This window comes from Rhodococcus aerolatus, from assembly GCF_054783215.1.
In genome coordinates this window covers 92,373-112,763 of the sequence record NZ_BAAGQZ010000009.1, presented here as the reverse complement: position 1 = coordinate 112,763, position 20,391 = coordinate 92,373, and the positions used below count along the sequence as shown (strand labels likewise).

26 protein-coding genes are annotated in these 20,391 nt (G+C 76.1%); 16 read left to right on the top strand and 10 right to left on the bottom strand.

Going from position 1 to position 20,391, the window contains the following annotated elements; all coding sequences use genetic code 11:
- The first annotated feature begins 69 nt into the window (after window positions 1-69).
- From ACYVOF_RS05210 to ACYVOF_RS05185, 6 genes are all read left to right on the top strand, one after another.
- Window positions 70-615: a MarR family transcriptional regulator gene (locus ACYVOF_RS05210; RefSeq protein ID WP_460864465.1), complete on the top strand. Its 546-nt coding sequence runs from the start codon at window positions 70-72 to the stop codon at window positions 613-615.
- On the top strand, window positions 612-1,313 hold the full coding sequence (locus tag ACYVOF_RS05205) for a GAF and ANTAR domain-containing protein (RefSeq protein WP_460864464.1): 702 nt from the start codon (window positions 612-614) through the stop codon (window positions 1,311-1,313). Before ACYVOF_RS05210 ends, ACYVOF_RS05205 begins: the two co-directional genes overlap by 4 nt.
- Before the next feature lie 52 nt (window positions 1,314-1,365).
- On the top strand, window positions 1,366-2,214 hold the full coding sequence (locus ACYVOF_RS05200; RefSeq protein ID WP_460864463.1) for a DUF3097 domain-containing protein: 849 nt from the start codon (window positions 1,366-1,368) through the stop codon (window positions 2,212-2,214).
- 83 nt (window positions 2,215-2,297) lie between these two features.
- A complete protein-coding gene (locus ACYVOF_RS05195; RefSeq protein WP_460864462.1) occupies window positions 2,298-2,492 on the top strand; it encodes a hypothetical protein in 195 nt (64 codons plus the stop codon).
- Between the two features lie 148 nt (window positions 2,493-2,640).
- On the top strand, window positions 2,641-3,072 hold the full coding sequence (locus tag ACYVOF_RS05190) for an NfeD family protein (RefSeq protein ID WP_460864461.1): 432 nt from the start codon (window positions 2,641-2,643) through the stop codon (window positions 3,070-3,072).
- Window positions 3,073-3,151: 79 nt separating this feature from the next.
- On the top strand, window positions 3,152-4,387 hold the full coding sequence (locus ACYVOF_RS05185; RefSeq protein ID WP_460864460.1) for an SPFH domain-containing protein: 1,236 nt from the start codon (window positions 3,152-3,154) through the stop codon (window positions 4,385-4,387).
- Between the two features lie 30 nt (window positions 4,388-4,417).
- On the opposite strand, the gene ACYVOF_RS05180 is transcribed toward ACYVOF_RS05185, so the two are convergent.
- Window positions 4,418-5,116 (bottom strand): TVP38/TMEM64 family protein, encoded by a 699-nt coding sequence (locus ACYVOF_RS05180; protein ID WP_460864459.1) that lies wholly within the window; start codon window positions 5,114-5,116, stop codon window positions 4,418-4,420.
- 154 nt (window positions 5,117-5,270) lie between these two features.
- Between ACYVOF_RS05180 and ACYVOF_RS05175 the strand changes: the two genes are divergently transcribed.
- Window positions 5,271-5,990 (top strand): DUF6319 family protein, encoded by a 720-nt coding sequence (locus tag ACYVOF_RS05175; protein ID WP_460864458.1) that lies wholly within the window; start codon window positions 5,271-5,273, stop codon window positions 5,988-5,990.
- Here the strand turns inward: ACYVOF_RS05175 and ACYVOF_RS05170 are convergent.
- Complete coding sequence (locus ACYVOF_RS05170; RefSeq protein ID WP_460864457.1) at window positions 5,971-6,357, bottom strand: winged helix-turn-helix transcriptional regulator; 387 nt, start codon at window positions 6,355-6,357, stop codon at window positions 5,971-5,973. The two genes, ACYVOF_RS05175 and ACYVOF_RS05170, sit on opposite strands and share 20 nt — an antisense overlap.
- Window positions 6,358-6,449: 92 nt before the next feature.
- Between ACYVOF_RS05170 and ACYVOF_RS05165 the strand changes: the two genes are divergently transcribed.
- Window positions 6,450-7,325, top strand: a complete 876-nt coding sequence (locus ACYVOF_RS05165; RefSeq protein ID WP_460864456.1) for an NAD(P)H-binding protein — start codon at window positions 6,450-6,452, stop codon at window positions 7,323-7,325.
- On the opposite strand, the gene ACYVOF_RS05160 is transcribed toward ACYVOF_RS05165, so the two are convergent.
- The 7 genes from ACYVOF_RS05160 to ACYVOF_RS05130 all read right to left on the bottom strand — a co-directional run bounded on the left by ACYVOF_RS05160 (window position 7,303) and on the right by ACYVOF_RS05130 (window position 13,542).
- Window positions 7,303-7,797 (bottom strand): GNAT family N-acetyltransferase, encoded by a 495-nt coding sequence (locus ACYVOF_RS05160; RefSeq protein WP_460864455.1) that lies wholly within the window; start codon window positions 7,795-7,797, stop codon window positions 7,303-7,305. The two genes, ACYVOF_RS05165 and ACYVOF_RS05160, sit on opposite strands and share 23 nt — an antisense overlap.
- Window positions 7,794-8,507, bottom strand: a complete 714-nt coding sequence (locus ACYVOF_RS05155; protein ID WP_460864454.1) for a 2-phosphosulfolactate phosphatase — start codon at window positions 8,505-8,507, stop codon at window positions 7,794-7,796. Before ACYVOF_RS05155 ends, ACYVOF_RS05160 begins: the two co-directional genes overlap by 4 nt.
- 44 nt (window positions 8,508-8,551) lie before the next feature.
- A complete protein-coding gene (gene madM / locus ACYVOF_RS05150; protein ID WP_460864453.1) occupies window positions 8,552-9,313 on the bottom strand; it encodes a malonate transporter subunit MadM in 762 nt (253 codons plus the stop codon).
- Entirely contained in the window at window positions 9,313-9,738 is a 426-nt protein-coding gene (madL, locus tag ACYVOF_RS05145; protein WP_460864452.1) for a malonate transporter subunit MadL, read from the bottom strand. The genes madM and madL overlap by 1 nt, the downstream gene beginning before the upstream one ends.
- A gap of 43 nt (window positions 9,739-9,781) precedes the next feature.
- Complete coding sequence (locus tag ACYVOF_RS05140) at window positions 9,782-11,281, bottom strand: carboxyl transferase domain-containing protein (protein WP_460864451.1); 1,500 nt, start codon at window positions 11,279-11,281, stop codon at window positions 9,782-9,784.
- The gene (locus ACYVOF_RS05135) at window positions 11,278-12,471 is read right to left on the bottom strand and encodes a CaiB/BaiF CoA transferase family protein (protein WP_460864450.1); all 1,194 of its coding nucleotides are present in this window, start codon (window positions 12,469-12,471) and stop codon (window positions 11,278-11,280) included. The genes ACYVOF_RS05140 and ACYVOF_RS05135 overlap by 4 nt, the downstream gene beginning before the upstream one ends.
- Before the next feature lie 147 nt (window positions 12,472-12,618).
- Entirely contained in the window at window positions 12,619-13,542 is a 924-nt protein-coding gene (locus ACYVOF_RS05130) for a pseudouridine synthase (RefSeq protein ID WP_460864449.1), read from the bottom strand.
- A gap of 9 nt (window positions 13,543-13,551) precedes the next feature.
- On the opposite strand from ACYVOF_RS05130, the gene ACYVOF_RS05125 reads away from it, so the two are divergent.
- Both ACYVOF_RS05125 and ACYVOF_RS05120 read left to right on the top strand, forming a co-directional pair.
- Window positions 13,552-14,061 carry a metallophosphoesterase family protein gene (locus tag ACYVOF_RS05125; RefSeq protein WP_460864448.1) on the top strand — a complete coding sequence of 170 codons (510 nt, stop codon included), beginning with the start codon at window positions 13,552-13,554 and terminating at the stop codon, window positions 14,059-14,061.
- Window positions 14,058-14,846, top strand: a complete 789-nt coding sequence (locus tag ACYVOF_RS05120) for a helical backbone metal receptor (protein ID WP_460864447.1) — start codon at window positions 14,058-14,060, stop codon at window positions 14,844-14,846. The genes ACYVOF_RS05125 and ACYVOF_RS05120 overlap by 4 nt, the downstream gene beginning before the upstream one ends.
- 18 nt (window positions 14,847-14,864) lie before the next feature.
- Here ACYVOF_RS05120 and ACYVOF_RS05115 read toward each other — a convergent pair whose 3' ends face one another.
- On the bottom strand, window positions 14,865-15,359 hold the full coding sequence (locus ACYVOF_RS05115) for a MarR family winged helix-turn-helix transcriptional regulator (protein WP_460864446.1): 495 nt from the start codon (window positions 15,357-15,359) through the stop codon (window positions 14,865-14,867).
- Window positions 15,360-15,498: 139 nt separating this feature from the next.
- Here ACYVOF_RS05115 and ACYVOF_RS05110 point away from each other — a divergent pair, with 139 nt between their 5' ends.
- The 6 genes from ACYVOF_RS05110 to ACYVOF_RS05085 all read left to right on the top strand — a co-directional run bounded on the left by ACYVOF_RS05110 (window position 15,499) and on the right by ACYVOF_RS05085 (window position 20,351).
- Window positions 15,499-15,903 carry a VOC family protein gene (locus ACYVOF_RS05110; protein ID WP_460864445.1) on the top strand — a complete coding sequence of 135 codons (405 nt, stop codon included), beginning with the start codon at window positions 15,499-15,501 and terminating at the stop codon, window positions 15,901-15,903.
- A 122-nt stretch (window positions 15,904-16,025) separates the two neighbouring features.
- A complete protein-coding gene (locus ACYVOF_RS05105) occupies window positions 16,026-16,448 on the top strand; it encodes a MarR family winged helix-turn-helix transcriptional regulator (RefSeq protein ID WP_460864444.1) in 423 nt (140 codons plus the stop codon).
- Entirely contained in the window at window positions 16,445-17,767 is a 1,323-nt protein-coding gene (locus ACYVOF_RS05100; RefSeq protein WP_460864443.1) for an MFS transporter, read from the top strand. Before ACYVOF_RS05105 ends, ACYVOF_RS05100 begins: the two co-directional genes overlap by 4 nt.
- A gap of 105 nt (window positions 17,768-17,872) precedes the next feature.
- Entirely contained in the window at window positions 17,873-18,316 is a 444-nt protein-coding gene (locus ACYVOF_RS05095; RefSeq protein WP_460864442.1) for a hypothetical protein, read from the top strand.
- The gene (locus ACYVOF_RS05090) at window positions 18,316-19,887 is read left to right on the top strand and encodes an AMP-binding protein (RefSeq protein ID WP_460864441.1); all 1,572 of its coding nucleotides are present in this window, start codon (window positions 18,316-18,318) and stop codon (window positions 19,885-19,887) included. The genes ACYVOF_RS05095 and ACYVOF_RS05090 overlap by 1 nt, the downstream gene beginning before the upstream one ends.
- Window positions 19,888-19,952: 65 nt before the next feature.
- Window positions 19,953-20,351 (top strand): hypothetical protein, encoded by a 399-nt coding sequence (locus tag ACYVOF_RS05085; protein WP_460864440.1) that lies wholly within the window; start codon window positions 19,953-19,955, stop codon window positions 20,349-20,351.
- The last annotated feature ends 40 nt before the right edge of the window (window positions 20,352-20,391 follow it).

Genomic DNA, 20,391 nt, shown 5'->3' with positions numbered 1-20,391 from the left:
GGAGTGGTCCGGCATGACTTGTCCGGCGACATTGAGTTGTCGTATGACAACTACTACGCTCGTCCCGAGATGGCGACAACCCGAGGGCCCGCGACCCGGGCGCGCCGCGGGCCGGGACGGCCCGTCGCGCCCCCCGACGCGCTCGACGCCGCCCTGCTCGCCCTGACCACGGCCGCGGTCGAGGCGACCGTGCACGCGGGGGAGTCGGTCACCCCGGCCCTGTCGCCGACCCAGGTGCGGGTGCTCACGGTGCTCTCCCGCGCCCCCGACGGGCTGAGCCTGGGCGCCGTGGCGGCCGCCACCTCCGCCAGTGCCCCCTCGGCGAGCCGGCTGTGCCAGCGGCTGCACCGCGCCGGGCTGGTCGACCGGGACGCCGGGCCGGGAAACGAGCTGCGGCTGAGCCTCTCGGCCCTGGGCCGCGACACCCTCGCCGCGGTGGACCGGCACCGGCTGGGCCGGCTGCGGCCGGTCCTGGACCTCCTCGACCCCGCCGACCGGGCCGTCGTCGAGCGCGGGCTCCGGGTGCTGGGCGAGGCTCTCGACACCGACACCGACACCGACCCCGACACCGACACCGACACCGACGCGCCCGCCCCCGAGGAGGACAGACCGTGAGCGAGCAGCCGGCGCAGGGCCTGACGGCCCTGGCCCAGGAGTTCGTCGAGCTGGTGGAGCTGCTGTTCGACGCCGAGCGCCGACGGCTGACGACGGACCGCATCGTCGAGGTGGCCTGCCACGCCTGCGGGCCCGCCGAGCACGCCGCGGTGACGGTGGTCGACGACGGACGGCTGCGGACGGAGGCGGCGACGGGCGCACCGGCCCGCCGGGTCGACGACCTGGCCTCCGAGCTGGGCCGGGGGCCCGCGTTCGACGCCGTCACCACCAGCCACGTGGTGCGCGTGGACGACCTCGACGCAGCGCACGGCTGGCCCGTGCTGGGCCCGCGGGTGGTCGCCGAGACCGGCGTGCGCAGCGTCCTGGCGTGCCGCATCTACCTCTCGCGGCGGCGGACGGCGTCGCTCAACCTGTACTCGAGCTGGCCGGCGGCGTTCGACGACGGTGACGTCGCCACCGCGGCCATCCTCGCCTCGTACTGCTCGCTCGCCCTGCTCACCGACCTGCTCGACGACGCCGAGCTGCACCCCGACCGGGCCCGGGAGTCCCACCGCGAGGTGGGCATCGCCATCGGCCTGCTCATGGCGCGGCGGGACGTCAGCGCCGAGCAGGCCCTCGACGAGCTGCGCCGGGCCAGCCGCGAGCTGAACCGGAGCCTGCCCGACATCGCCCGGGCGGTGACCGGCCGCACGGGCTGACCGGCGTGGCGCGCACCGCCCGGGCGCGCGCCGCCCCCTAGCGTGTCCGGCCGTGCCCCCCCGCGCCCCCGGCTCCCGCAGCGACCCCTACGCCGGCGACATCCTCGGCGGCCACGCGCGGCGCCGGGCGCGGGTGGTGCCCGAGCTGGCCGCGGAGCGCGACCTCGTCGTGGAGGACGCCGCGACCGGCTTCTGCGGCGCCGTGCTCGGGGTCGAGAAGACCGGCCGGGGGGACGCGGTGCGCCTGGAGGACGCCCGCGGCGCCACCCGGCTGTTCCTGCTGCACCCCGCCGGCTTCCTCGTCGACGGCGCCCCGGTGACGCTGGTCCGGCCTAGGCCGGCGGCGGCGGCGACGGGACCGCGTCGCAGCGCCTCCGGCTCGACCGTGGTCGAGGACGTCCGCGCCCGCACCGCCCTGCCCAGCCGCATCTGGGTCGAGGGCGTGCACGACGCGGCGCTGGTCGAGCGGGTGTGGGGCCACGACCTGCGCGTCGAGGGCGTCGTCGTCGAGCAGCTCGAGGGCCTGGACAACCTGCCGGCGTGGCTCGACGGGTTCCGGCCGGGGCCGGGCCGCCGCGTCGGGGTGCTCGTCGACCACCTCGTCACCGGCTCGAAGGAGACGCGACTCACCCGCTCGCTCGGCGAGCACGTCCTGGTCACCGGGCACCCCTACGTCGACGTGTGGCAGGCGGTGCGGCCCGCGTCGCTGGGCATCCGCGCCTGGCCCGACGTGCCCCGCGGCGAGGACTGGAAGACCGGGGTGTGCGCCCGGCTGGGGTGGGGCGACCCGCGGGACGGGTGGCGCCGCGTGCAGGCCGCGGTGCGCACGTTCCGCGACCTGGAGCCGGCCATGATCGGCGCGGTGGAGCGGCTCGTCGACTTCGTCACCGAGCCCGGCTGAGCGCTCGGCGTGCGGGGCCGCCGGCCGCTGGGCAGGCTGTGGTCCCGCGCCCGTCGGAGGCGCGCCGGACGAGGGAGACCCGCATGGCCGCCAACGACGCCCGCGACTACGACGAGCCCGCCGACGTCGGGGAGAACGACACCGCCGAGCGCACCGAGAGCGGGGACGACAGCGCCGGTGGCCCCGAGCCCGCCGGCGCGGAGACCGCGGGCGCGCTGGGCGCCCCCACCCCGAGCAAGGACACCGAGTCAGCGGCCGAGCCGGGGGACGAGAGCTGAGCACCGCCGGCTGAGCACAGCTGGGTGAGCGCGGCTGGCTGAGCACTGCGGGACACCCGGGGGGCGGATGCCCGGGGGCGGGCCCCAGGCGCTGCGCCCGGAGCGGAACCCACGGCCGCCCGCGGCGACCAGTGACACACTGGGGGCTGTGGGAGTCGCACTTGTCTGGTTCGTGGTCGCGGTGGTGCTCGGTGCCGCCGAGGCGCTGACCGGCGAGCTCTTCCTGCTCTCGCTCGCCGGCGGCGCGCTCGCCGGCGCCGGCTCCGCCGCCCTCGGGCTCCCGGTGTGGGTCGACGTGCTGGCGTTCGCGCTGGTCTCCGTCGGCCTCGTCGTCGGGGTCCGGCCGCCGCTGCTGCGGCGCATGAAGCAGGCCCCCGGCATCACGACCGGGGTCGAGGCGCTCCGCGGGCGCAGCGCGCTGGTGGTCGAGCCGATCACCGCGCACGCCGGCCGGGTCCGGCTCGACGGCAGCGACTGGAGCGCCCGCGCCATGGACTCCACCGACGCCATCGAGGCGGGGGAGACCGTCCGCGTCGCCGAGATCACCGGCGCCACCGCCGTCGTCTACCGGGAGCCGTGACCGCGCCCGCACCACCCCCGCGGGCCGGCGGCGACCCCACCGGCCCGCAGCACTCCGTCCCCCTCACGAAGGAGCACCGATGGATGTAGCCCTCATCGCCCTGGCCGTCGTCGTCCTGTTCGTGGTCGTCGTCGTGGCCAAGTCGGTCACTCTCGTGCCCCAGGCGCAGGCCGCGATCATCGAGCGGCTCGGCCGCTACAACAAGACCATCTCGGGCCAGCTGACGTTCCTGGTCCCGTTCGTCGACCGGGTCCGCGCCAAGGTCGACCTCCGCGAGCAGGTCGTGTCCTTCCCCCCGCAGGCCGTCATCACCCAGGACAACCTGACCGTCGCGATCGACACCGTCATCTACTTCCGGGTGACCACCCCGCACTCGGCGGTCTACGAGATCCAGAACTACATCACCGCCGTCGAGCAGCTCACGACGACGACGCTGCGCAACGTGGTCGGCGGCATGACGCTGGAGGAGACCCTGACCTCCCGCGACGCGATCAACACCCAGCTCGGCGCCCAGCTCGACGAGGCGACCGGCCCGTGGGGCCTCAAGGTCGCCCGGGTCGAGCTCAAGTCGATCGACCCGCCCCCGTCGATCCAGGAGTCGATGGAGAAGCAGATGAAGGCGGACCGCGAGAAGCGGGCCACCATCCTCACCGCCGAGGGCCACCGCGAGTCCGCGATCAAGACGGCGGAGGGGGACAAGCAGTCCCGCATCCTCGCCGCGGAGGGCGCCAAGCAGGCCGCCATCCTCGACGCGGAGGCCGACCGGCAGTCGCAGATCCTGCGCGCGCAGGGCGACCGGGCCGCGCAGTACCTGCAGGCGCAGGGCGAGGCGAAGGCCATCGAGAAGCGGTTCGCCGCGATCAAGGCGGGCAAGCCGACCCCCGAGCTGCTGGCCTACCAGTACCTGCAGACGCTGCCGGAGATGGCGCAGGGCGACGCCAACAAGGTGTGGCTGCTGCCCAGCGACTTCGGCACCTCGCTGCAGGGGTTCGCGAAGATGCTCGGCGCGCCGGGCGAGGACGGGGTGTTCCGCTTCGAGCCCAGCCCGGTCGACGAGGCCTCGACGCGGCCCGAGGACGACTCGGCCGAGGTGGCCGACTGGTTCGACACCACCACCGACCCGCGCATCGCCGAGGCCGTCGCCGCGGCGGAGGCCGTGGCCCGGACCGACGTGGAGAGCCCGGCCGAGCAGGCCCGGCGCACCGGGGCGAAGTCCGCCGAGCGGGCCGCGCAGGCCAGCCGCGGTGGGCGCGACCTCGGCTCGTCCGACGAGGTCCCCGCGATCTCGTGGGACAAGGAGCAGGACCGCTCCTAGCACGTCCGCCGGTCCCCGTCCGCGCTGCGCTCAGCCGCGGACGGGGACCTTCGCGTCGACCACCAGGCCGAGCAGGCCGAGGCACGCCCCCGCCACCGAGATGGCCACGAGCAGCGGCGAGGTGCTCCCAGTGAGGGCGTCACCGAGCACGACCACCGCGACGGTGCCCGGCAGGATGCCGACGACCGTGCCGGCGAGGTAGGGCCCGACGCGGACGGCGGAGACCCCGCAGCTGTAGTTCAGCAGCGAGAACGGCACCACCGGGATCAGCCGCAGCGAGAGCACCGCGGGCCACCCGCGGCGGGCCAGCCGCTCGTCGACCGAGCGCAGCGCGCGGTGGCGCAGCCGGCGGGCCACGGCCTCGCGGCCCACGGCGCGGACCAGCAGCAGCGCGGCCAGCGCGCTGAGCACGGTGGCCGTGACGGTGACCGCGACCCCGGTGACGGGGCCGAACAGCAGACCCGCGGAGACGGTGAACACGGTGCGCGGGACCGGGGTGATCGTGACGACGGCGTGCAGCGCCAGGAACACCAGCGGGAACGCGGGCCCCACCTCCCGGGCCCAGCCGCGCAGGTCCTCCGGGGTGGGGACGGGCAGCACCAGGGCCGCGACCACGAGCCCGGCCAGCAGCAGCGCGCCGAGGACGAGGCGGGCGCGGGGGTCGCCGCGCCACCCCGGCCGCCGGGGCGGGCCGTCCGGGGCGGGGGCCTCGGGCGGCGGGACGGTCACGGGGGTCCACCGTAGGCGACCACCGCGACCGGCCGCCGACGTCGCCGCCGGGGTGTCGGACGGGCGCGCTACCGTGCCCCGGCCGGGTGGTCGAGCGCACCCGGGCACCCCCGTCCCCGCTCGCCCGCCCCCTCGGAGCCCCCTCGGAGCAGCTGTGCCGCCTCGCCGTCGTGCCCCGTCCGGGCTCACCGCCGACGACCTCGCCCGGCTCGCGTCCGCCGTGGCCGGGGGACGCCGCGCCACCGTGCACCTGCGTGACGCCGTGCCCGGCCTGGGGCTGCCGGCGGGCAGCTCGGCCCGGGTGGTCTCCGTCGACGGGGAGACCGTGACGGCCCGACCCAAGGGTGTGGAGGACGCGCTGCCCTTCGAGGCCGCTGAGCTGCTGGCCCGCAAGCCCCGCCCGGAGGACGACACACCGCAGCCCCGCCGCACCCGTCCGGGCCCGCGTCGCGCCGCTCCCACCCCACCCGTGTCGACCCCGCCCGCCGCCGCGACGCCCGCCGCCGGCCCCGAGGCACCAGCCGCCGCCGCGCCGCCCGCCCCGCCACCGATCGCGCCGCCCCGGCGCACCACCCGGGCGCCCCGCGCCCGCCGCCCGGTCGAGCCGCTCACGGTGGTGCTGCGGGGGGAGCCCGACGCCGGGTGGAACCTGACCCTGGCCCGCGGCGGGGGAGCACCGGGGCCGGCCGTCCCCGTCAGCCCGGAGGCGGCCCGGGAGGCGGTGGCCGCGCTCGGCCACCCCTCGGCGCTCAAGGCCGCGGACGAGGTGCTCGCCGCCGCCCGCGCCGCCGCGGCACGCCGGGTCGAGGAGCTGGCCGCCGAGCTCGAGGCGGCCCGCCGCGCGCTGGCCGACCTCAGCGGGCGGGACGCCTGACGTCGTAGGCCTCCCGGGCGGCCCCGATGTCCGATGCGGCGTCCTCGAGCAGGTCGGCGAGCCCGCGGACCCGTCCCGCGACCCGGCGGCCCAGGTCGGTCAGGGAGTACTCGACGCTCGGCGGGATCGCGCTGAGCACGGTCCGGTCGACCAGCCCGTCGCGCTCCAGGGTCTGCAGGGTGCGCGAGAGCATGCGCTCGCTCACCCCGGACACGCGGCGGCGCAGCGCGTTGAACCGGTGGTCGCCCTCGCCGAGGGCGAGCAGCACGAGCAGCCCCCACGTCGAGGCCACGTCCTCGAGCGCGGCCCGCGAGGTGCAGTCCCGGGCGAGGACGTCGGTGACGAGCGCGTCGGTCGGGTCGGTCACGCCCCGAGCCTACGAGGTCCACCCGGGGAACAGCAGGCACTAACTACTGGTTAGTGCCTGCGACACCGCCAGCGCCACCCGAGGAGAGCCCCATGACCACCTACGCCGTCACCGGATCGACCGGCCCGCTCGGGCACCGAGTCGTCGAGAGCCTCCTCGAGCGCGGGGTCGACCCGTCCGACGTGGTGGCGCTCGCCCGGGACACCACCCGGGCCACCGACCTCGCGGACCGTGGTGTGACGGTGCGCGAGGCGGACTACGACCGCCCCGACACCCTCGGCCCGGCCCTCGCCGGGGTGGACACCCTGCTGCTCGTCTCGGGCAACGCCGTGGGGCAGCGGGTGCCGCAGCACCGCGCGGTCGTCGACGCGGCCGTCGCCGCCGGCGTGCGCCGGATCGCCTACACCTCGGTGCTGCGGGCCACGACGACCGAGCTCGCCCTGGCCCCGGAGCACCGGGCGACGGAGGAGCTCCTGGCCGGGTCCGGGCTGGCGGTGACGCTGCTTCGCAACGGCTGGTACACCGAGAACTACCTCTCCCAGCTGCCCGGCGTGCTCGCGACCGGCGCGCTCACCACCTCGGCCGGGGGCACCGCGCGCGTCGCGGCCGCGGCACGGGACGACTACGCCGAGGCTGCCGCCGCGGTGCTGGTCGGGGAGGGTCACGAGGGCGCGACCTACGAGCTGGGAGGCACGCCGTTCACCATGGCCGAGCTGGCTGAGGCGTTCGCCGCCGCGACGGGCACCAACGTCGCGCACCACGGCGTCAGCGCCGAGGAGCACCTGGCCGCGCTGCGCGGGGCCGGCCTTGACGAGGGGACTGCGCAGTTCGTGGTCGGCCTCGACACCGCCACCGCCCGGGGCGACCTGGACACCCCGTCCGACCACCTCACCCGGCTGCTGGGCCGGCCGACCACCCCGCTGCTCGACGTCGTCCGCGCCGGGGTCAGCGCCCCGCGGGAGGACTGAGCCCCGCCGCGAGCTCGACGAACCGTCGTCCACCCGGCCCCTCGAGCTCGCGCAGCGGTGCGAGGTCCGCCCGTCGGCACAGCGCGAGCGAGCGGGCGTTGTCCGTCGCGACGACCACCCGCACCCGCCGGGACCCGGGCCGGGTGCGGGCGAGCTCGACGCCCCGGGCGAGCAGCGCGGTGCCGACCCCGCGGCCGGTGAGGTCGGGGCGGACCCCGATGCCGAGGTCGACCGTGCCGGGCTCGGCGGCCTGGGCGGGGATGCGGGCCTCGGCGCCGAGCACGCTGAACCCGACCAGGGTGCCGTCGTCGTCCACCGGCGGGTGGTACCCCTCGCCGCCGCCGCGGCGGAGGAACACAGCCGGGTCGACCCGGTCGTGGCTGTAGTGGTCCCAGGGCGGCGGGTAGACCCAGGTGGCGAGGACCGCCGCCTCGGCCGCGGTGACGGTGCGGTCGAGCAGCCGGACGGTCACGCCGCGGTCCCGCGGAACCGTCCGTGGACCAGCACCGGCACCAGCGCGCTCGCGCCGACCTCGGCGGCGACGTCCACGTCCCCGGCGTGCCCACCTGCGGCCAGCTCGAGGCCACTCACGCAGCCGTGCAACGCCTCTGCCGCCGCGCCCCGGACCGCACGCCACGCCGCGGCCGCTGCGGCCGCCTCCGGGGTGAGGTCGACGGGTCCCGCCGTGGCGAGGTGGTGCGCCACTGCCCCGGCGCCCCAGAGGTCCTCGACCGCGGGGCGCAGCGAGCCGTCGGGCCACCGCTCCCCGGCCGGGACCAGCGCGACGGCGGCCCCGGGGTGGGTCGCGGCGACCCACGTGGCGACGGCCGCCGCGTTGCGCAGGCACGCGGCCACGACGTCCGCGCCGCTGTCCGCGAGCTGGTGGCTGACCCGCGAGCCGTTAGGCGAGGGCAGGACCAGCCGCGCCGGAGCGGGGTCGACCCGGCGCAGCGCGACCGGGGACAGCGTGGGTCCGGCGGAGCCCCGGGGCCGGGCCAGGACGGCGTCCTCCCGCTCGGCGAGGCCTGCCGCGTCCCCGTCGGCGGGGTGGGGGAGCACCTCGACGCCCCGGTCCACGGCGACCGACACGGCGGTGGTGAAGGACAGCACGTCGACCACCACGGCCACCGTCCCCGCGGGCACGGTCGCGCCGGCAGGCCCCCACTCCGGGTGCACCCGCACCACCCCAGCCTGGCACGTGCTCCTGAGGTGGCCGGCGGAGAGGCTCAGCCCATGATGGCGACGAGCGCCAGGTAGAACACCGACGGGATGAGCAGCGCGCCCACCCCGGTGTAGAACGTCGCGGTCATGGCGCCGTAGGGCACGAGGCGCTTGTCGGTGGCGGCGAGGCCCCCCGCGACCCCCGAGGTCGTGCCGATCAGGCCGCCGTAGGCCATGGCGGACTTCGAGTTGTTCAGCCCGATGAACCGGGCGATGAACGGGGTCCCGATCATGACCAGCACGGACTTCGTCAGGCCCGCGGCGACGGAGAGGGCGATGACCTCGCTGCTGGCCCCGAGCGCGGTGCCGGTGACGGGCCCGACGATGTAGGTCGCGGCGCCGCCGCCGATGGTGGCCATGCTGACGGGGTCGGTGTAGCCGAAGGCCAGGGCGATGAGCGCGCCGACGACCGCGGCCACGGTCACGCCGATGAGCACCGAGAGGATGCCGGAGACCCCGCCCCGGCGGATCTCGCGCAGGTCGACGCCGTAGGCGGTGGAGACGATGGCGAAGTCACGCAGCATCGACCCACCCATGACGCCGAGCCCGGTGAACAGGGCGACGTCGGCGATGCCGTGGGTGCCGCCGGTCGCCTTGCCCCCGACGTAGGCCAGGCCGAGCCCGATGACGATCGCGATGGCCGAGGCCTGCAGCCGGCCGCGGGTCAGCTTCGTGGAGAGCACGGTCGAGACGAGCACGACGACGCCGATGACGAAGAAGGCGAACACCAGCCCGTTGTCCTCGAACACTCCGGTGATGCGGTCCATCAGGTGGTCTCCTTCACGGTGCTCACGGGGGCGTCGGACCCGTCCTCGTCCAGCGGCGGCAGGGGCTCGGCCCGGCCGCCGATGCGCGAGATCACGGGCACGAGCGCGAGCGCGACGAGCGTGGCGACGACGCCGGCCAGCAGCGCCATGGGGCCGCCGCTGAGCGCGGTGGCGACGTTCTGGGTGGCGGCCATGGCCACCACGATCGGGATGTACAGGGCGCTCCAGAACAGGACGCCCATCTCGGTGGCGGCGGGGAACTTCCCGCGGCGCCGCAGCTGGTCGGCGACGACCAGGAAGATCACCATCGCGAAGCCGATGCCCCCGACGTTGGCGTCGACGCCGATGACGAGGCCGAGCACCTCGCCCAGCAGCGAGCCGAGCAGGTAGCACCCGGCCAGGACTGCGAGTCCCAGGATGACCATCGTTTCTTCCTCTCTCGTGGTCCCCGCCGGCGGCGGGGACGGGTCAGGACGACCCGGTGGGGGGACGGCCCGAGCGGGGCCGGGTGCCGTGGCCCGCGGCGGCCGCGGCCACCTCCTCGGCGACGGCGGCGGCGACGCGGGCCAGGAAGGCCTCGGGCTCGTCGGCGGCGTCGGGGCGCTCGTCCACGACGCGGTCCACCGCGCCGTCGGCCAGCAGGTCGACGCTGCGCACGCGCTGTCCCGCGACCGTCTCCGCGGCCCGGTCGGGCCGGCCGTGGACGATGGCGCTCGCCCCCTCGGGGGGCAGCGCGGTGAGCCAGCCGTGCCGGGCGACGACGACCCGGTCGGCCGCGACCAGGGCCAGCGCGGCACCGCCGGCGCCCTCGCCGAGGATCACCGCGACCGTGGGCACGGGCAGCGCCGTGAGGTCGGCGAGGCAGCGGGCGATCGCCCCGGCCAGCCCGGCCGACTCGGCGGCGGCGCTGAGCTCGGCGCCGGGGGTGTCGACGACCGTGACCAGCGGCAGCCGCAGCTCTCGGGCCAGCGCCATGCCGCGGCGGGCGACGCGCAGGTCCGCGGGGCCGACCGCCCGGGTGCGCTGCGCGACACGGTCCTGCCCGACCAGCACGCACGCGGTGCCCGCCAGCCGGGCCAGGCACAGCACGGTGGCGGCCGCGGTCTCGCCCTCCCCGGTGCCGTGCAGGGTGACGACGTCGTCCGCGTGGCGTTCGAGCAGGTCCAGCACGCCCGGGCGGTCGGCCCGTTGCGTGGCCGTCACGGACGCCCACACGTCGGTGTCCCCAGCGGGCCCGGTCTCGTCGGTGGGCCCGGTCCCGGTGGGTGCGGCGACGGGTCCGGGGGAGGTCAGGGCGAGGACGCGGCGCAGCAGCTCCCGCGCCTGCTCGGGGGTGGTGACGGCGTCGAGGACGCCGCGGGCGTGCAGGTTCTCCGCGGTCTGGACGTCGGGCGGGAAGTCGGTGCCGTGCAGGGCGCGGTGGACCTTGGGTCCGAGGAAGCCGACGAGCGCACCGGGCTCGGCCAGGGTGATGCTGCCCAGCGACCCCCAGGAGGCGAGGACGCCGCCGGTGGTGGGGTGGCGCAGCAGCACGACGACGGGCAGGCCCGCCCTGCGGTGCTCGGCCACCCGGTCGGCGATGCCGATCATCCGCAGGAACGCGGGCGTGCCCTCCTGCATGCGGGTCCCCCCGGACGCCGGCGCCAGCAGCAGCGGCAGCCGCTCGGCGGTGGCCCGCGCGACGGTGGCGGCGACGCGGTCGGCGGTGCCGGTGCCGATGGACCCGCCGAGGAAGCGGAACTCGCTGCACACCACGGCGAGGCGGCGACCGCCCACGCGCCCCTCGCCGGAGACGACGGCCTCGTCGGTGCCGGCCCGGGCCGCCGCCTCGGCCAGCTCGCGGCGGTAGGCGGGCCCGGGGGCGGTGGCCGGCGCGGCGGGCAGGTCCCAGGAGCGGAACGTGCCGGCGTCGAGCACCGTGTCGAGCAGCTCGGCGGACCGGGACCGGGTCGGTGCGGGGGCGCTCACCCCTGCCCGCCCCGCTCGGCGAACTCGGCGCGCACCGCGTCGCCGTCCTGGTCGAGCACCGGCGGGGCGCCGTGGCCCGTCGGGGAGGTCTCGGCGCCGTCGGGGCCAAAGAAGCGCAGCGGCGGGCCGGGGATGGTGAGGCTGCCCAGGGTGGCGTGCTCGACGTCGACCAGCAGGTTCTGGCTGCGCGTCTGCTCCCAGGCGTAGACCTCGTCGATGGTGCGGATCTTCCCGGCGGGCACCCCGGCGCGCTCGAGGCGGGCGAGCACGGCCTCGGCGTCCTGCCCGGCGAAGGCCTGCTCGACCGTGCCCCGGACGAGGTCGGGGTGCTCGACGCGCTCGGGGTTGGTGCGCATGCCCTCGGCGTCGGGGTCGAGCGCGAACTCGGTGCACAGCCGGTGCCACAGACCCTCGGAGCCGCAGGAGATCTGGACGCTGCCCTGCCCGCAGCGGAACATGCCGTAGGGGGAGATCGACGGGTGGTGGTTGCCGCGGGCGTGGCCGACCGTGCCGGCCACGGTCCACGCGGTGCCCTGGAAGCCGTGCACCCCGACGACGGCGGAGAGCAGCGAGGAGCGCACCACGCCGCCCTTGCCGGTGCTCTCCCGCTCGTGCAGCGCGGCGAGGACACCGTAGGCGCCGTACATGCCGGCGAGGATGTCCGCGATGGGCACGCCGACGCGCTGCGGGTCGTCCGGACCGGAGCCGGTGAGCGACATCAGGCCGGCCTCGCCCTGGGCGATCTGGTCGTAGCCCGAGCGCGTCGCCTCCGGCCCGTCGTGGCCGAACCCGGTGACGGACAGCACGACCAGCCGGGGGTTGAGCGCGAAGAGCTCGTCGGTGCTGAAGCCCAGCCGGTCCAGGACGCCGACGCGGAAGTTCTCGACCAGCACGTCGGCGCGGCGGACCAGCTCGCGCAGCGTGGCCCGGCCCTCCTCGGCCTTGAGGTCGAGGGCGACGGACTCCTTGTTGCGGTTGGCGGAGAGGAAGTAGGTGGACTGCTCCGCACCGGCCTCGCCGACGAAGGGCGGACCCCAGCCGCGGGTGTCGTCCCCCGACGTCGGGTTCTCGATCTTGACGACCCGGGCGCCGAGGTCGCCCAGCATCATCGTGGCGTGGGGGCCGGCGAGGGCGCGGCTCAGGTCGACGACGAGGACGTCGTGCAGCGGCCCGTGATCTGGTCGGGGCATGGGTCTCCTCGGGGTGGGGCGGGGCGGCGATCACCGCTCCGGACGTCGCAGGACGTGTCCGGTGTGGGCCGGGACACGTGACGATCATCACCTGCCAGGTGGCTCGGTGGCAAATTGGCCTGACCACTTGGGCCCGAGGGAGGGCGCCTACCCGCCCGCCTCGGCCCACCGCGACAGCGCGCGGCGGCTCGTGAACCGACGCGGCTCCCCGGTGACCGGGTCGTCGAACGCCACCGACCGGGCCAGCAGCTGCAGCGGGGTGGAGAAGTCGCCCGGGGCGTCGGGCAGCACCACCGGCAGCAGCGGGTCACCGCAGATCGGCAGCCCCAGCGAGGCCAGGTGCACGCGGAGCTGGTGGGTGCGGCCGGTGCGCGGGCGCAGCCGGTAGCGGCCCAGCCCGGCGGCCGAGCCGAGCAGCTCCACCTCCGTCTCGGCGTTCGGCTCCCCCGGGACCTCCCGGGCAGCCAGCACCCCGGGGGTCTTCACGACCCGGCTGCGCACCGTGCGGGGGAGGGCCAGCGCCGGGTCCACCGGCGCCACCGCCTCGTAGACCTTCTCGACCCCGCGGGCGGCGAAGAGCTCCTGGTAGGGCCGCCGCGCCGCCCGGTGCACCGTCAGCACCAGCACCCCCGCGGTGAGCCGGTCGAGGCGGTGCGCGGGGCTCAGCTCGGGCAGGTCGAGCTCGTGGCGCAGCCGCGCGAGCACGGTCTGGCGCACGTGCGCCCCGCGCGGGGTGGTGGCGAGGAAGTGCGGCTTGTCCACCACCAGCAGGTCGTCGTCGCGGTGCAATACGTCCACCGCGAACGGCACGGGCACCTCGTCGGGCGGGTCGCGGTGCAGGTGCACCGTGGACCCCACGCGGGCCGGGGTCGTCGCCGTCAGCACCCTCCCGTCGCCGTCGACCACCCCGCCCGCCGCGAGCACCGCGCGCAGCCGCACCGCGTCGTCCGGGAACCGTGCGAGCAGGAAGTCCGCCACCGTGCGCCACGGCCCGGGCGTCACCCGCAGCCGGGTGGCCCCGACCCCGTGGCGCTGCGGCAGCGGTGAGGCCGGGCGGGGGGCGCGGGGCACACTCGCATCATGGACCTGCTGATCCTGGCCGACACCCACCTGCCGCGGCGGGCGCGAGACCTGCCCGCCGAGGTGTGGGAGCAGGTGGACCGGTCCGACGTGGTGCTGCACGCGGGGGACTGGGTGTCGGAGGAGTCGTTGGACGCCCTCGAGTCGCGTGCCCGCCGGCTGGTCGGGGTGCACGGCAACAACGACGGTGCCGAGCTGCGGGCGAGGCTGCCCGAGGTGGCCCGCGTCGAGCTCGGCGGGCTGCGGTTCTCCGTGGTCCACGAGACGGGGGGCCGGGCGGGCCGCGAGACCAGGATGGACACCGCCCACCCGGGGACGGACGTGCTCGTGTTCGGCCACAGCCACATCCCCTGGGACAGCACCACTCCCGGGGGGATGCGGCTGCTCAACCCCGGCTCGCCCACCGACCGGCGCCGCCAGCCCCACTGCACCTACCTCACCGCGACGGCGGACGACGGGGCGCTCACCGACGTCGTCCTGCACCGGCTGCCCGTACGGTCGCGGCCGTGACCCGCACCCTCGACGACGACCGCGGCACCCCGGTCGAGCTGGCCGACGAGGTCGCCCGCGTGGTGTGCCTGGTGCCGTCGTTGACCGAGGCGCTGGCCACCAGCTGCCCCGAGCGTCTCGTCGGCGCCACCGACTGGTGCACCCACCCCGCCGACCTCGACGTGCCCCGGGTGCGGGGGACCAAGAACCCCGACCGCCGCGCGATCGCCGACCTGCGGCCCGACCTCGTCGTCGCCAACCAGGAGGAGAGCCGCGAGCTCGACGTGCGGCGCCTGCGCGAGGCCGGGATCCCGGTGTGGGTCACGGTGATCGAGTCGGTCGAGCAGGCCCTGGCCTCGATGCGTCGGCTGCTGGTCGACGTCCTCGCCCTCGACGAGCCGGCGTGGCTGGCGCAGGCCGGGGCCACGTGGGCCGACCCGCCGCGGGTGTCCGCGGACGTCGTCGTCCCCGTGTGGCGCGACCCGTGGATGGCGGTGGGTGCGCGCACCTTCACCGGCGACCTCTGCGCGCGGCTGGGCCTGCGCAACACCCTGGCCGGGCACGCCGATCGCTACCCGGCGCTCACCCCCGCCCAGCTGCTGGCCACCCGTCCCGACGTGGTGCTGCTGCCCGACGAGCCCTACCTGTTCACGGCCGAGGACGGGCCGGACGCGTTCCCCGGCACGCCCTGCGCCCTGGTCGAGGGCCGCAGCCTCACCTGGTACGGCCCGTCGCTGCTCACCGCGCCGGAGACCCTGCTCGGGCCCGTCCGCGCGGCGCTGGGGCAGCAGGCGCTGGGACGGTAGGCGCTGGGGCAGCAGGGGTCAGAAGTCGCCCGCGGCCCGGCGCAGCTGGGTCAGTGTCGCCACCAGCGTGGCCACGCCGTCGTCGTCGAGGCCCGGGGCGGCGAACACCGCGGCGTTGAGCGCGTCGGTCGCCGCGGTGGCCGTGGCCCGGCCGGCGTCGGTGATGGCCACGAGCTTGCCGCGGCCGTCGGCGGGGTCGGGGTCGCGGCGCACCAGGCCGGCCGCCTGCAGCCGGTCGACAGCGTTGGTCACGCTCGTGGGGTGCACCTGCAGCCGGCGGCTGGCCCGTGTCATCGGCATGGCCCCGCGGCGGGTGAACAGCAGCAGCACCAGCAGCTCGTAGCGGGCGAAGGTCAGCCCGAACGGCCGCAGCACCTCGTCGACCCGGGCCAGCACGATCTGCTGGGCCCGCATCAGGGAGGTCACCGCCGCCATCCCGTCGGCGACCTCGCCCCAGCCGTGGGCGACCCACTGCCGGCGCGCCTCGGCGATGGGGTCCAGCGGCGCGGTCACGGCACAGACGGTAGTCGGGCCCACCTGCCCGGCCGGGCAGGTGACCGGCGTCACCCGCGCTGCTAGACACGAGGGGTACCGGCGCCGCGCCGACCCCGTCGGCCCGCCCGCGCCGCCACCCCGAGACCTGGAGGCCCCCGTGCCCTCGTTCCCCCCGCTCAGCCACGCCGCCGTCACCGTGACCGACCTCGAGGCCAGCACCCGGTGGTACACCGCGCTGCTGGGCTCCGACCCGGTCCTGGACGAGGACGAGACCACCGGCGGGTACCACCACACCGTGTGGGCGCTGCCCGGCGACCAGCTCTTCGGCATCCACTCCCACCCCTCCACCCCGGCGGGCTCCACGTTCGACGAGCACTCCGCGGGCCTGGACCACCTGGCCTTCGCCTGCTCCGACCGCGGCGAGCTCGAGGCGTGGGCCGCCCGCCTCGACGAGCTCGGCATCAGCCACGGCGGGGTGGTCGACGCCCACTACGGCAGCGGGCTGAGCTTCCGCGACCCCGACGGCACCGCGCTGGAGTTCTTCGCCCCGCCCGCCGGCTGACCGCCCGCACCGCCCCACCCACGGCCGCGCCACCCCACCCCGGGGTGGCGCAGCCGACTCGTGCGTCACACCCCGGACAGATGGTTTGCCGAGGTACATAACCCGGTGATGTAATGATGGATGTGAGGACGACGACGCAGGACCCCGCCGAGGGGCTGACCCGCTTCCACAGCTGGTGGCGGCGCACCGCCCCGGTCTCGGACCTGCCGACGAGCTCGCTGTCCGCGCTCGACGCCCTGGACGTCCTCGGCCCGCACCGCGTGTCCGAGCTCGCCGCCCGGGAGCGGCTCACCCAGCCCGGGATGACCTCGCTGGTCACCCGCCTGGTCGACGAGGGCCTGGTCACCCGCGCCGCCGACCCGTCCGACGGGCGCGTCGCCGTCGTGTCGATCACCGACGCCGGACGCGCTTGCCTCGCCGGCGTCCGGCTGGCCCGCGCGGACGACCTGCGCCGCCGCCTCACCCACCTGACCGACGAGGACCGTCGCGCGCTGGCCGCCGCGATCCCCGCGCTGACCCGACTGACGTCTGGAGACACCGCATGAGCACCGCCGCCCCGGCCCCCACGGGGGCGCAGGCCGCCCCGAGCCCCTTCCGCCAGCCGCGCGCGGTGTGGGCGGTGGCGTTCGCCTGCGTCATCTCCTTCATGGGCATCGGCCTGGTGGACCCGATCCTCCCGGCCATCTCCGACAAGCTGGACGCCTCGCCCAGCCAGGTGACCCTGCTGTTCACCAGCTACCTCGTGGTCACCGCGGTCGCCATGCTGGTCACCGGGTGGGTGTCCAGCCGGCTGGGGGCCAAGCAGACCCTCGTGCTGGGGCTCGCCGTCATCGTCGTGTTCTCCGCGCTCGCCGGGTCCGCCGGCAGCATCGACGGCATCGTCGGGTTCCGCGCCGGGTGGGGGCTGGGCAACGCGCTGTTCATCGCCACCTCCCTGGCCGTCATCGTCGGCTCGGCCAGCGGCGGGTTCGCCGGGGCGATCATCCTCTACGAGACCGCGCTGGGGGTGGGCATCGCGACCGGCCCGCTCGTCGGCGGGCTGCTGGGCAACATCAGCTTCCGCGGCCCGTTCTTCGGCGTCGCCGTCCTCATGGCCATCGCCCTGGTGGCCTCGGTCCTCTTCGTCCCCGCCACCCCGAAGCCCGCCCGCAAGGAGTCGATCAGCGAGCCGATCCGGGCGCTGCGGCACCGGGCGCTGGCCACCACCAGCGTCACCGGGCTGCTCTACAACTGGGGCTTCTTCACCATCCTCGGCTACGCCCCGTTCCTCATGAAGCTCGAGGCCATCCAGCTCGGCTTCGTCTTCTTCGGCTGGGGCCTGCTCGTCGCCCTGTGCTCGGTGTTCCTCGCCCCCTGGCTCAAGGCCCACCTCGGCACCCCGCGCACCCTGTACGCCAACCTCGTCGGCATCTCCGCCGTCCTCGCGGTGATCGGGGTGTGGGCGGGCAGCCCGGCCGTGGTCATCGTCGCGGTCATCGTCTCCGGGGTGTTCGTCGGGGTGAACAACACGCTGGTCACCACCGCGGTCATGTCCATCGCCCCGGTGCCGCGGCCCGTCGCCTCGGCCACCTACGGCTTCGTCCGGTTCATCGGCGGCGGCCTGGCCCCGCTGGCGGCCGGCCAGCTCGCCGAGCACCTCAACGCCCACGTGCCCTACCTCATCGCCACCGTCGTCGTGCTCTCCGGCGCCGTCGTCCTGTCCACCGTCCACGGCGCGCTCGACGCCGCCGACCGCGAGGAGACCGCGCCGCACAGCGCCGGGCGGGCCGCGGACGAGGAGGCCGTCACCGAGGTCCCCACCGTCGCCGAGGAGGCCGTGATGGCGGAGTCCGCGCTGCGGGCCGACGCCCGCGCGCGGGGCTGAGCCCCCGACACGACCGACCGAGGGCCCCGCCGCGCTCGCCTGCGGCGGGGTCGTCGGCTTGACTGTGTCGGTCAGCACACCGCCGTGCCCCCGCCAGGAGTCCCCGTGCCCGCTCGTCCCGCCCTGCTCGTGCTCGGTCCCGCGGTGCTGCTCGCGCTCGCGGCGTGCGGTGGGACCCCCGACCAGACGCTGACCCAGCCGCCGTCGACGTCGGTCAGCGCTGCCCCGGTGCCGGGCCTGGACCTGACGTCGGACCAGGTCGCGAACCTCGTCCGCGACTTCCGCACCCAGTACGCGGCGCTGTCGAACGGGCGCAGCGACACCCAGGTGGTGCAGTCCTTCGCCGACACGTGCGCCACGCTGGCCATGCCGCCGCTGAGCACGGCGGAGATCCCGACGGGCAACGTCCCCCGCGCCACCGGCGCCGACGCCGCCACCCGCGCCTTCACCCAGCCCACGGCCGACGAGCCGCTGCCCTCGGTGTCCGACGCCGCCGGGCTGGCGATCTTCGCCCAGCAGCGCGTCTGCCCCAGCTACACCGCGCCCTGATGGCGCTGCCGACCCCGACCGACCCGGTGGCGGGCCTGTCGTTCGAGCCGCTCACCCCCACCGCCTACCTGGACCGGGCGGCGGAGGCGCACGGCGAGCGGGTCGCGGTGGTCGACGGCGAGCAGCGCTGGACCTACGCCGAGCTGCGGCAGCGCTGCCGCCGGCTGGCGGGCGCGCTGGCCCCGCTCGCGGCGGGCTCCCCGGTCGCGGTGATGGCGCCGAACACCCACGTGCTGCTCGAGGCCAGCTTCGGCGTGCCGTGGGCGGGGGTGCCGCTCGTCGCGGTCAACACCCGGCTCGCCGCGGCCGAGGTCGCCTACATCCTGGAGCACTCCGAGGCTGCTGTCCTGGTGCACGACACCGCGTTCGACGACGTGGTGGCCGACGCGTGCGGCCGCCTCGAGCACCCGCCGCGGCGGGTGCGCACCGGGCCGGAGTACGAGGAGCTGCTCGACGGGGCCGAGGAGCTGGCGCTGACCCCGGACGACGAGCGGGCCCTGCTGTCGGTCAACTACACCTCGGGGACCACCGGCAGGCCCAAGGGCGTGATGTACCACCACCGCGGCGCCTACCTGCAGGCGCTGGCCATGGTCGGCCACGTCGGGCTCACCCCGTCGAGCGTCTACCTGTGGACGCTGCCGATGTTCCACTGCAACGGCTGGACCTTCCCGTGGGCGGTCACCGCCGCGGCAGGCACCCACGTGTGCCTGCCCAAGGTCGACGCGGCCGAGATCTGGCGGCTGGTGCGCACCGAGGGCGTCACCCACCTGTGCGGGGCGCCGACGGTCCTGTCGATGATCGGCTACGCCGACGACGCGGGCCAGGGCGTCGTCGACGGCCCGACCGTCCGGGTGGCCACCGGGGGAGCGCCCCCGAGCCCGGCCATCCTGCGGCGCATGGGCGAGCTCGGCTTCGAGGTGACCCACCTCTACGGGCTCACCGAGACTTACGGGCCCGCGATGCTGTGCGACTGGCGCCCCGAGTGGGACGGCCTGGACGGGGAGGCCCGGGCCCGGCTGCAGGCCCGGCAGGGCGTCGGCAACATGATCGCCTGCCGGGTGCGGGTGATCGACGACGACGGCGCGGACGTGCCGGCCGACGGCACCACGACCGGGCAGATCGCGTTGCGCGGCAACAACCTCATGCTCGGTTACCTCAAGGACGACGAGGCCACCCGGGCCGCCGCGCCCGACGGCTGGTTCCGCACCGGGGACGTCGGGGTGCGCCACCCGGACGGCTACGTCGAGCTCCGCGACCGCACCAAGGACGTCATCATCTCCGGCGGGGAGAACATCGCCAGCGTCGAGGTGGAGCAGGCCATCGCCGACCACGCGAGCGTGCTCGAGGTCGCGGTGGTGGGGGAGCCCGACGAGCGCTGGGGCGAGGTGCCGGTGGCGTACGTGACGCTGCACGCGGGGGCGAGCGCGACCGAGGCGGAGATCGTCGAGCACGTGCGGGAGCGCCTGGCCCGCTTCAAGGCCCCGAAGCGCGTGGTGTTCGGGGAGCTGCCCAAGACGTCGACGGGCAAGATCCAGAAGTTCGTGCTGCGCGACCGCGGCCGCAGCGGCTGAGAGCCGTCTCAGCCCGCAGCCCGCGTCGAGGTGCTGGTCAGCGCCGGTCCTGCGACAGTGAGGTCATGACCGCCACCGACACCCGGCCCGCGTCGACGCACACCACCTCGCTGCGCCTGCTGCAGGTCTTCACGACGCTCACCACCCTGAACGTGTTCTGGCAGTTCGTCACCGCGGGGACGATGTTCCCCGGCGATGGGCTGCTCGAGGCCCACGAGGCCGGCGCGCTCGTGCTGCACGTCGTCAGCTTCCTGGCCCTGGCCGCCGCGGGCTGGCACTGGCGCAAGACCTCCGGGCCGGTCTGGCCGACGGTCCTGGCCGGGGTGCTGTTCGTCCTCACCTTCATCCAGCCGCTCACCGGGGAGCGCGACCTGCTCGAGTACCACATCCCGGGTGCGATGGTGCTGACCGTCGGCGCGGTGTGGGTCATGGTCTGGTCGTTCGGGCGGGCCGCCCGCGTCTGACCCCCTGCACGAGAAGACCCCCGGAGCCGCGGCCCCGGGG

Excerpts from the sequence above, each read along its gene's own strand:
- ACYVOF_RS05165 (WP_460864456.1), top strand. The coding sequence starts at position 6,450 with ATGACCACCTACGCCGTCACCGGATCGACCGGCCCGCTCGGGCACCGA.
- ACYVOF_RS05135 (WP_460864450.1), bottom strand. The coding sequence starts at position 12,471 with ATGCCCCGACCAGATCACGGGCCGCTGCACGACGTCCTCGTCGTCGAC.
- madL (WP_460864452.1), bottom strand. The coding sequence starts at position 9,738 with ATGGTCATCCTGGGACTCGCAGTCCTGGCCGGGTGCTACCTGCTCGGC.
- ACYVOF_RS05210 (WP_460864465.1), top strand. The coding sequence starts at position 70 with ATGGCGACAACCCGAGGGCCCGCGACCCGGGCGCGCCGCGGGCCGGGA.
- ACYVOF_RS05100 (WP_460864443.1), top strand. The coding sequence starts at position 16,445 with ATGAGCACCGCCGCCCCGGCCCCCACGGGGGCGCAGGCCGCCCCGAGC.
- ACYVOF_RS05185 (WP_460864460.1), top strand. The coding sequence starts at position 3,152 with ATGGATGTAGCCCTCATCGCCCTGGCCGTCGTCGTCCTGTTCGTGGTC.
- ACYVOF_RS05125 (WP_460864448.1), top strand. The coding sequence starts at position 13,552 with ATGGACCTGCTGATCCTGGCCGACACCCACCTGCCGCGGCGGGCGCGA.
- madM (WP_460864453.1), bottom strand. The coding sequence starts at position 9,313 with ATGGACCGCATCACCGGAGTGTTCGAGGACAACGGGCTGGTGTTCGCC.
- ACYVOF_RS05090 (WP_460864441.1), top strand. The coding sequence starts at position 18,316 with ATGGCGCTGCCGACCCCGACCGACCCGGTGGCGGGCCTGTCGTTCGAG.
- ACYVOF_RS05085 (WP_460864440.1), top strand. The coding sequence starts at position 19,953 with ATGACCGCCACCGACACCCGGCCCGCGTCGACGCACACCACCTCGCTG.
- ACYVOF_RS05195 (WP_460864462.1), top strand. The coding sequence starts at position 2,298 with ATGGCCGCCAACGACGCCCGCGACTACGACGAGCCCGCCGACGTCGGG.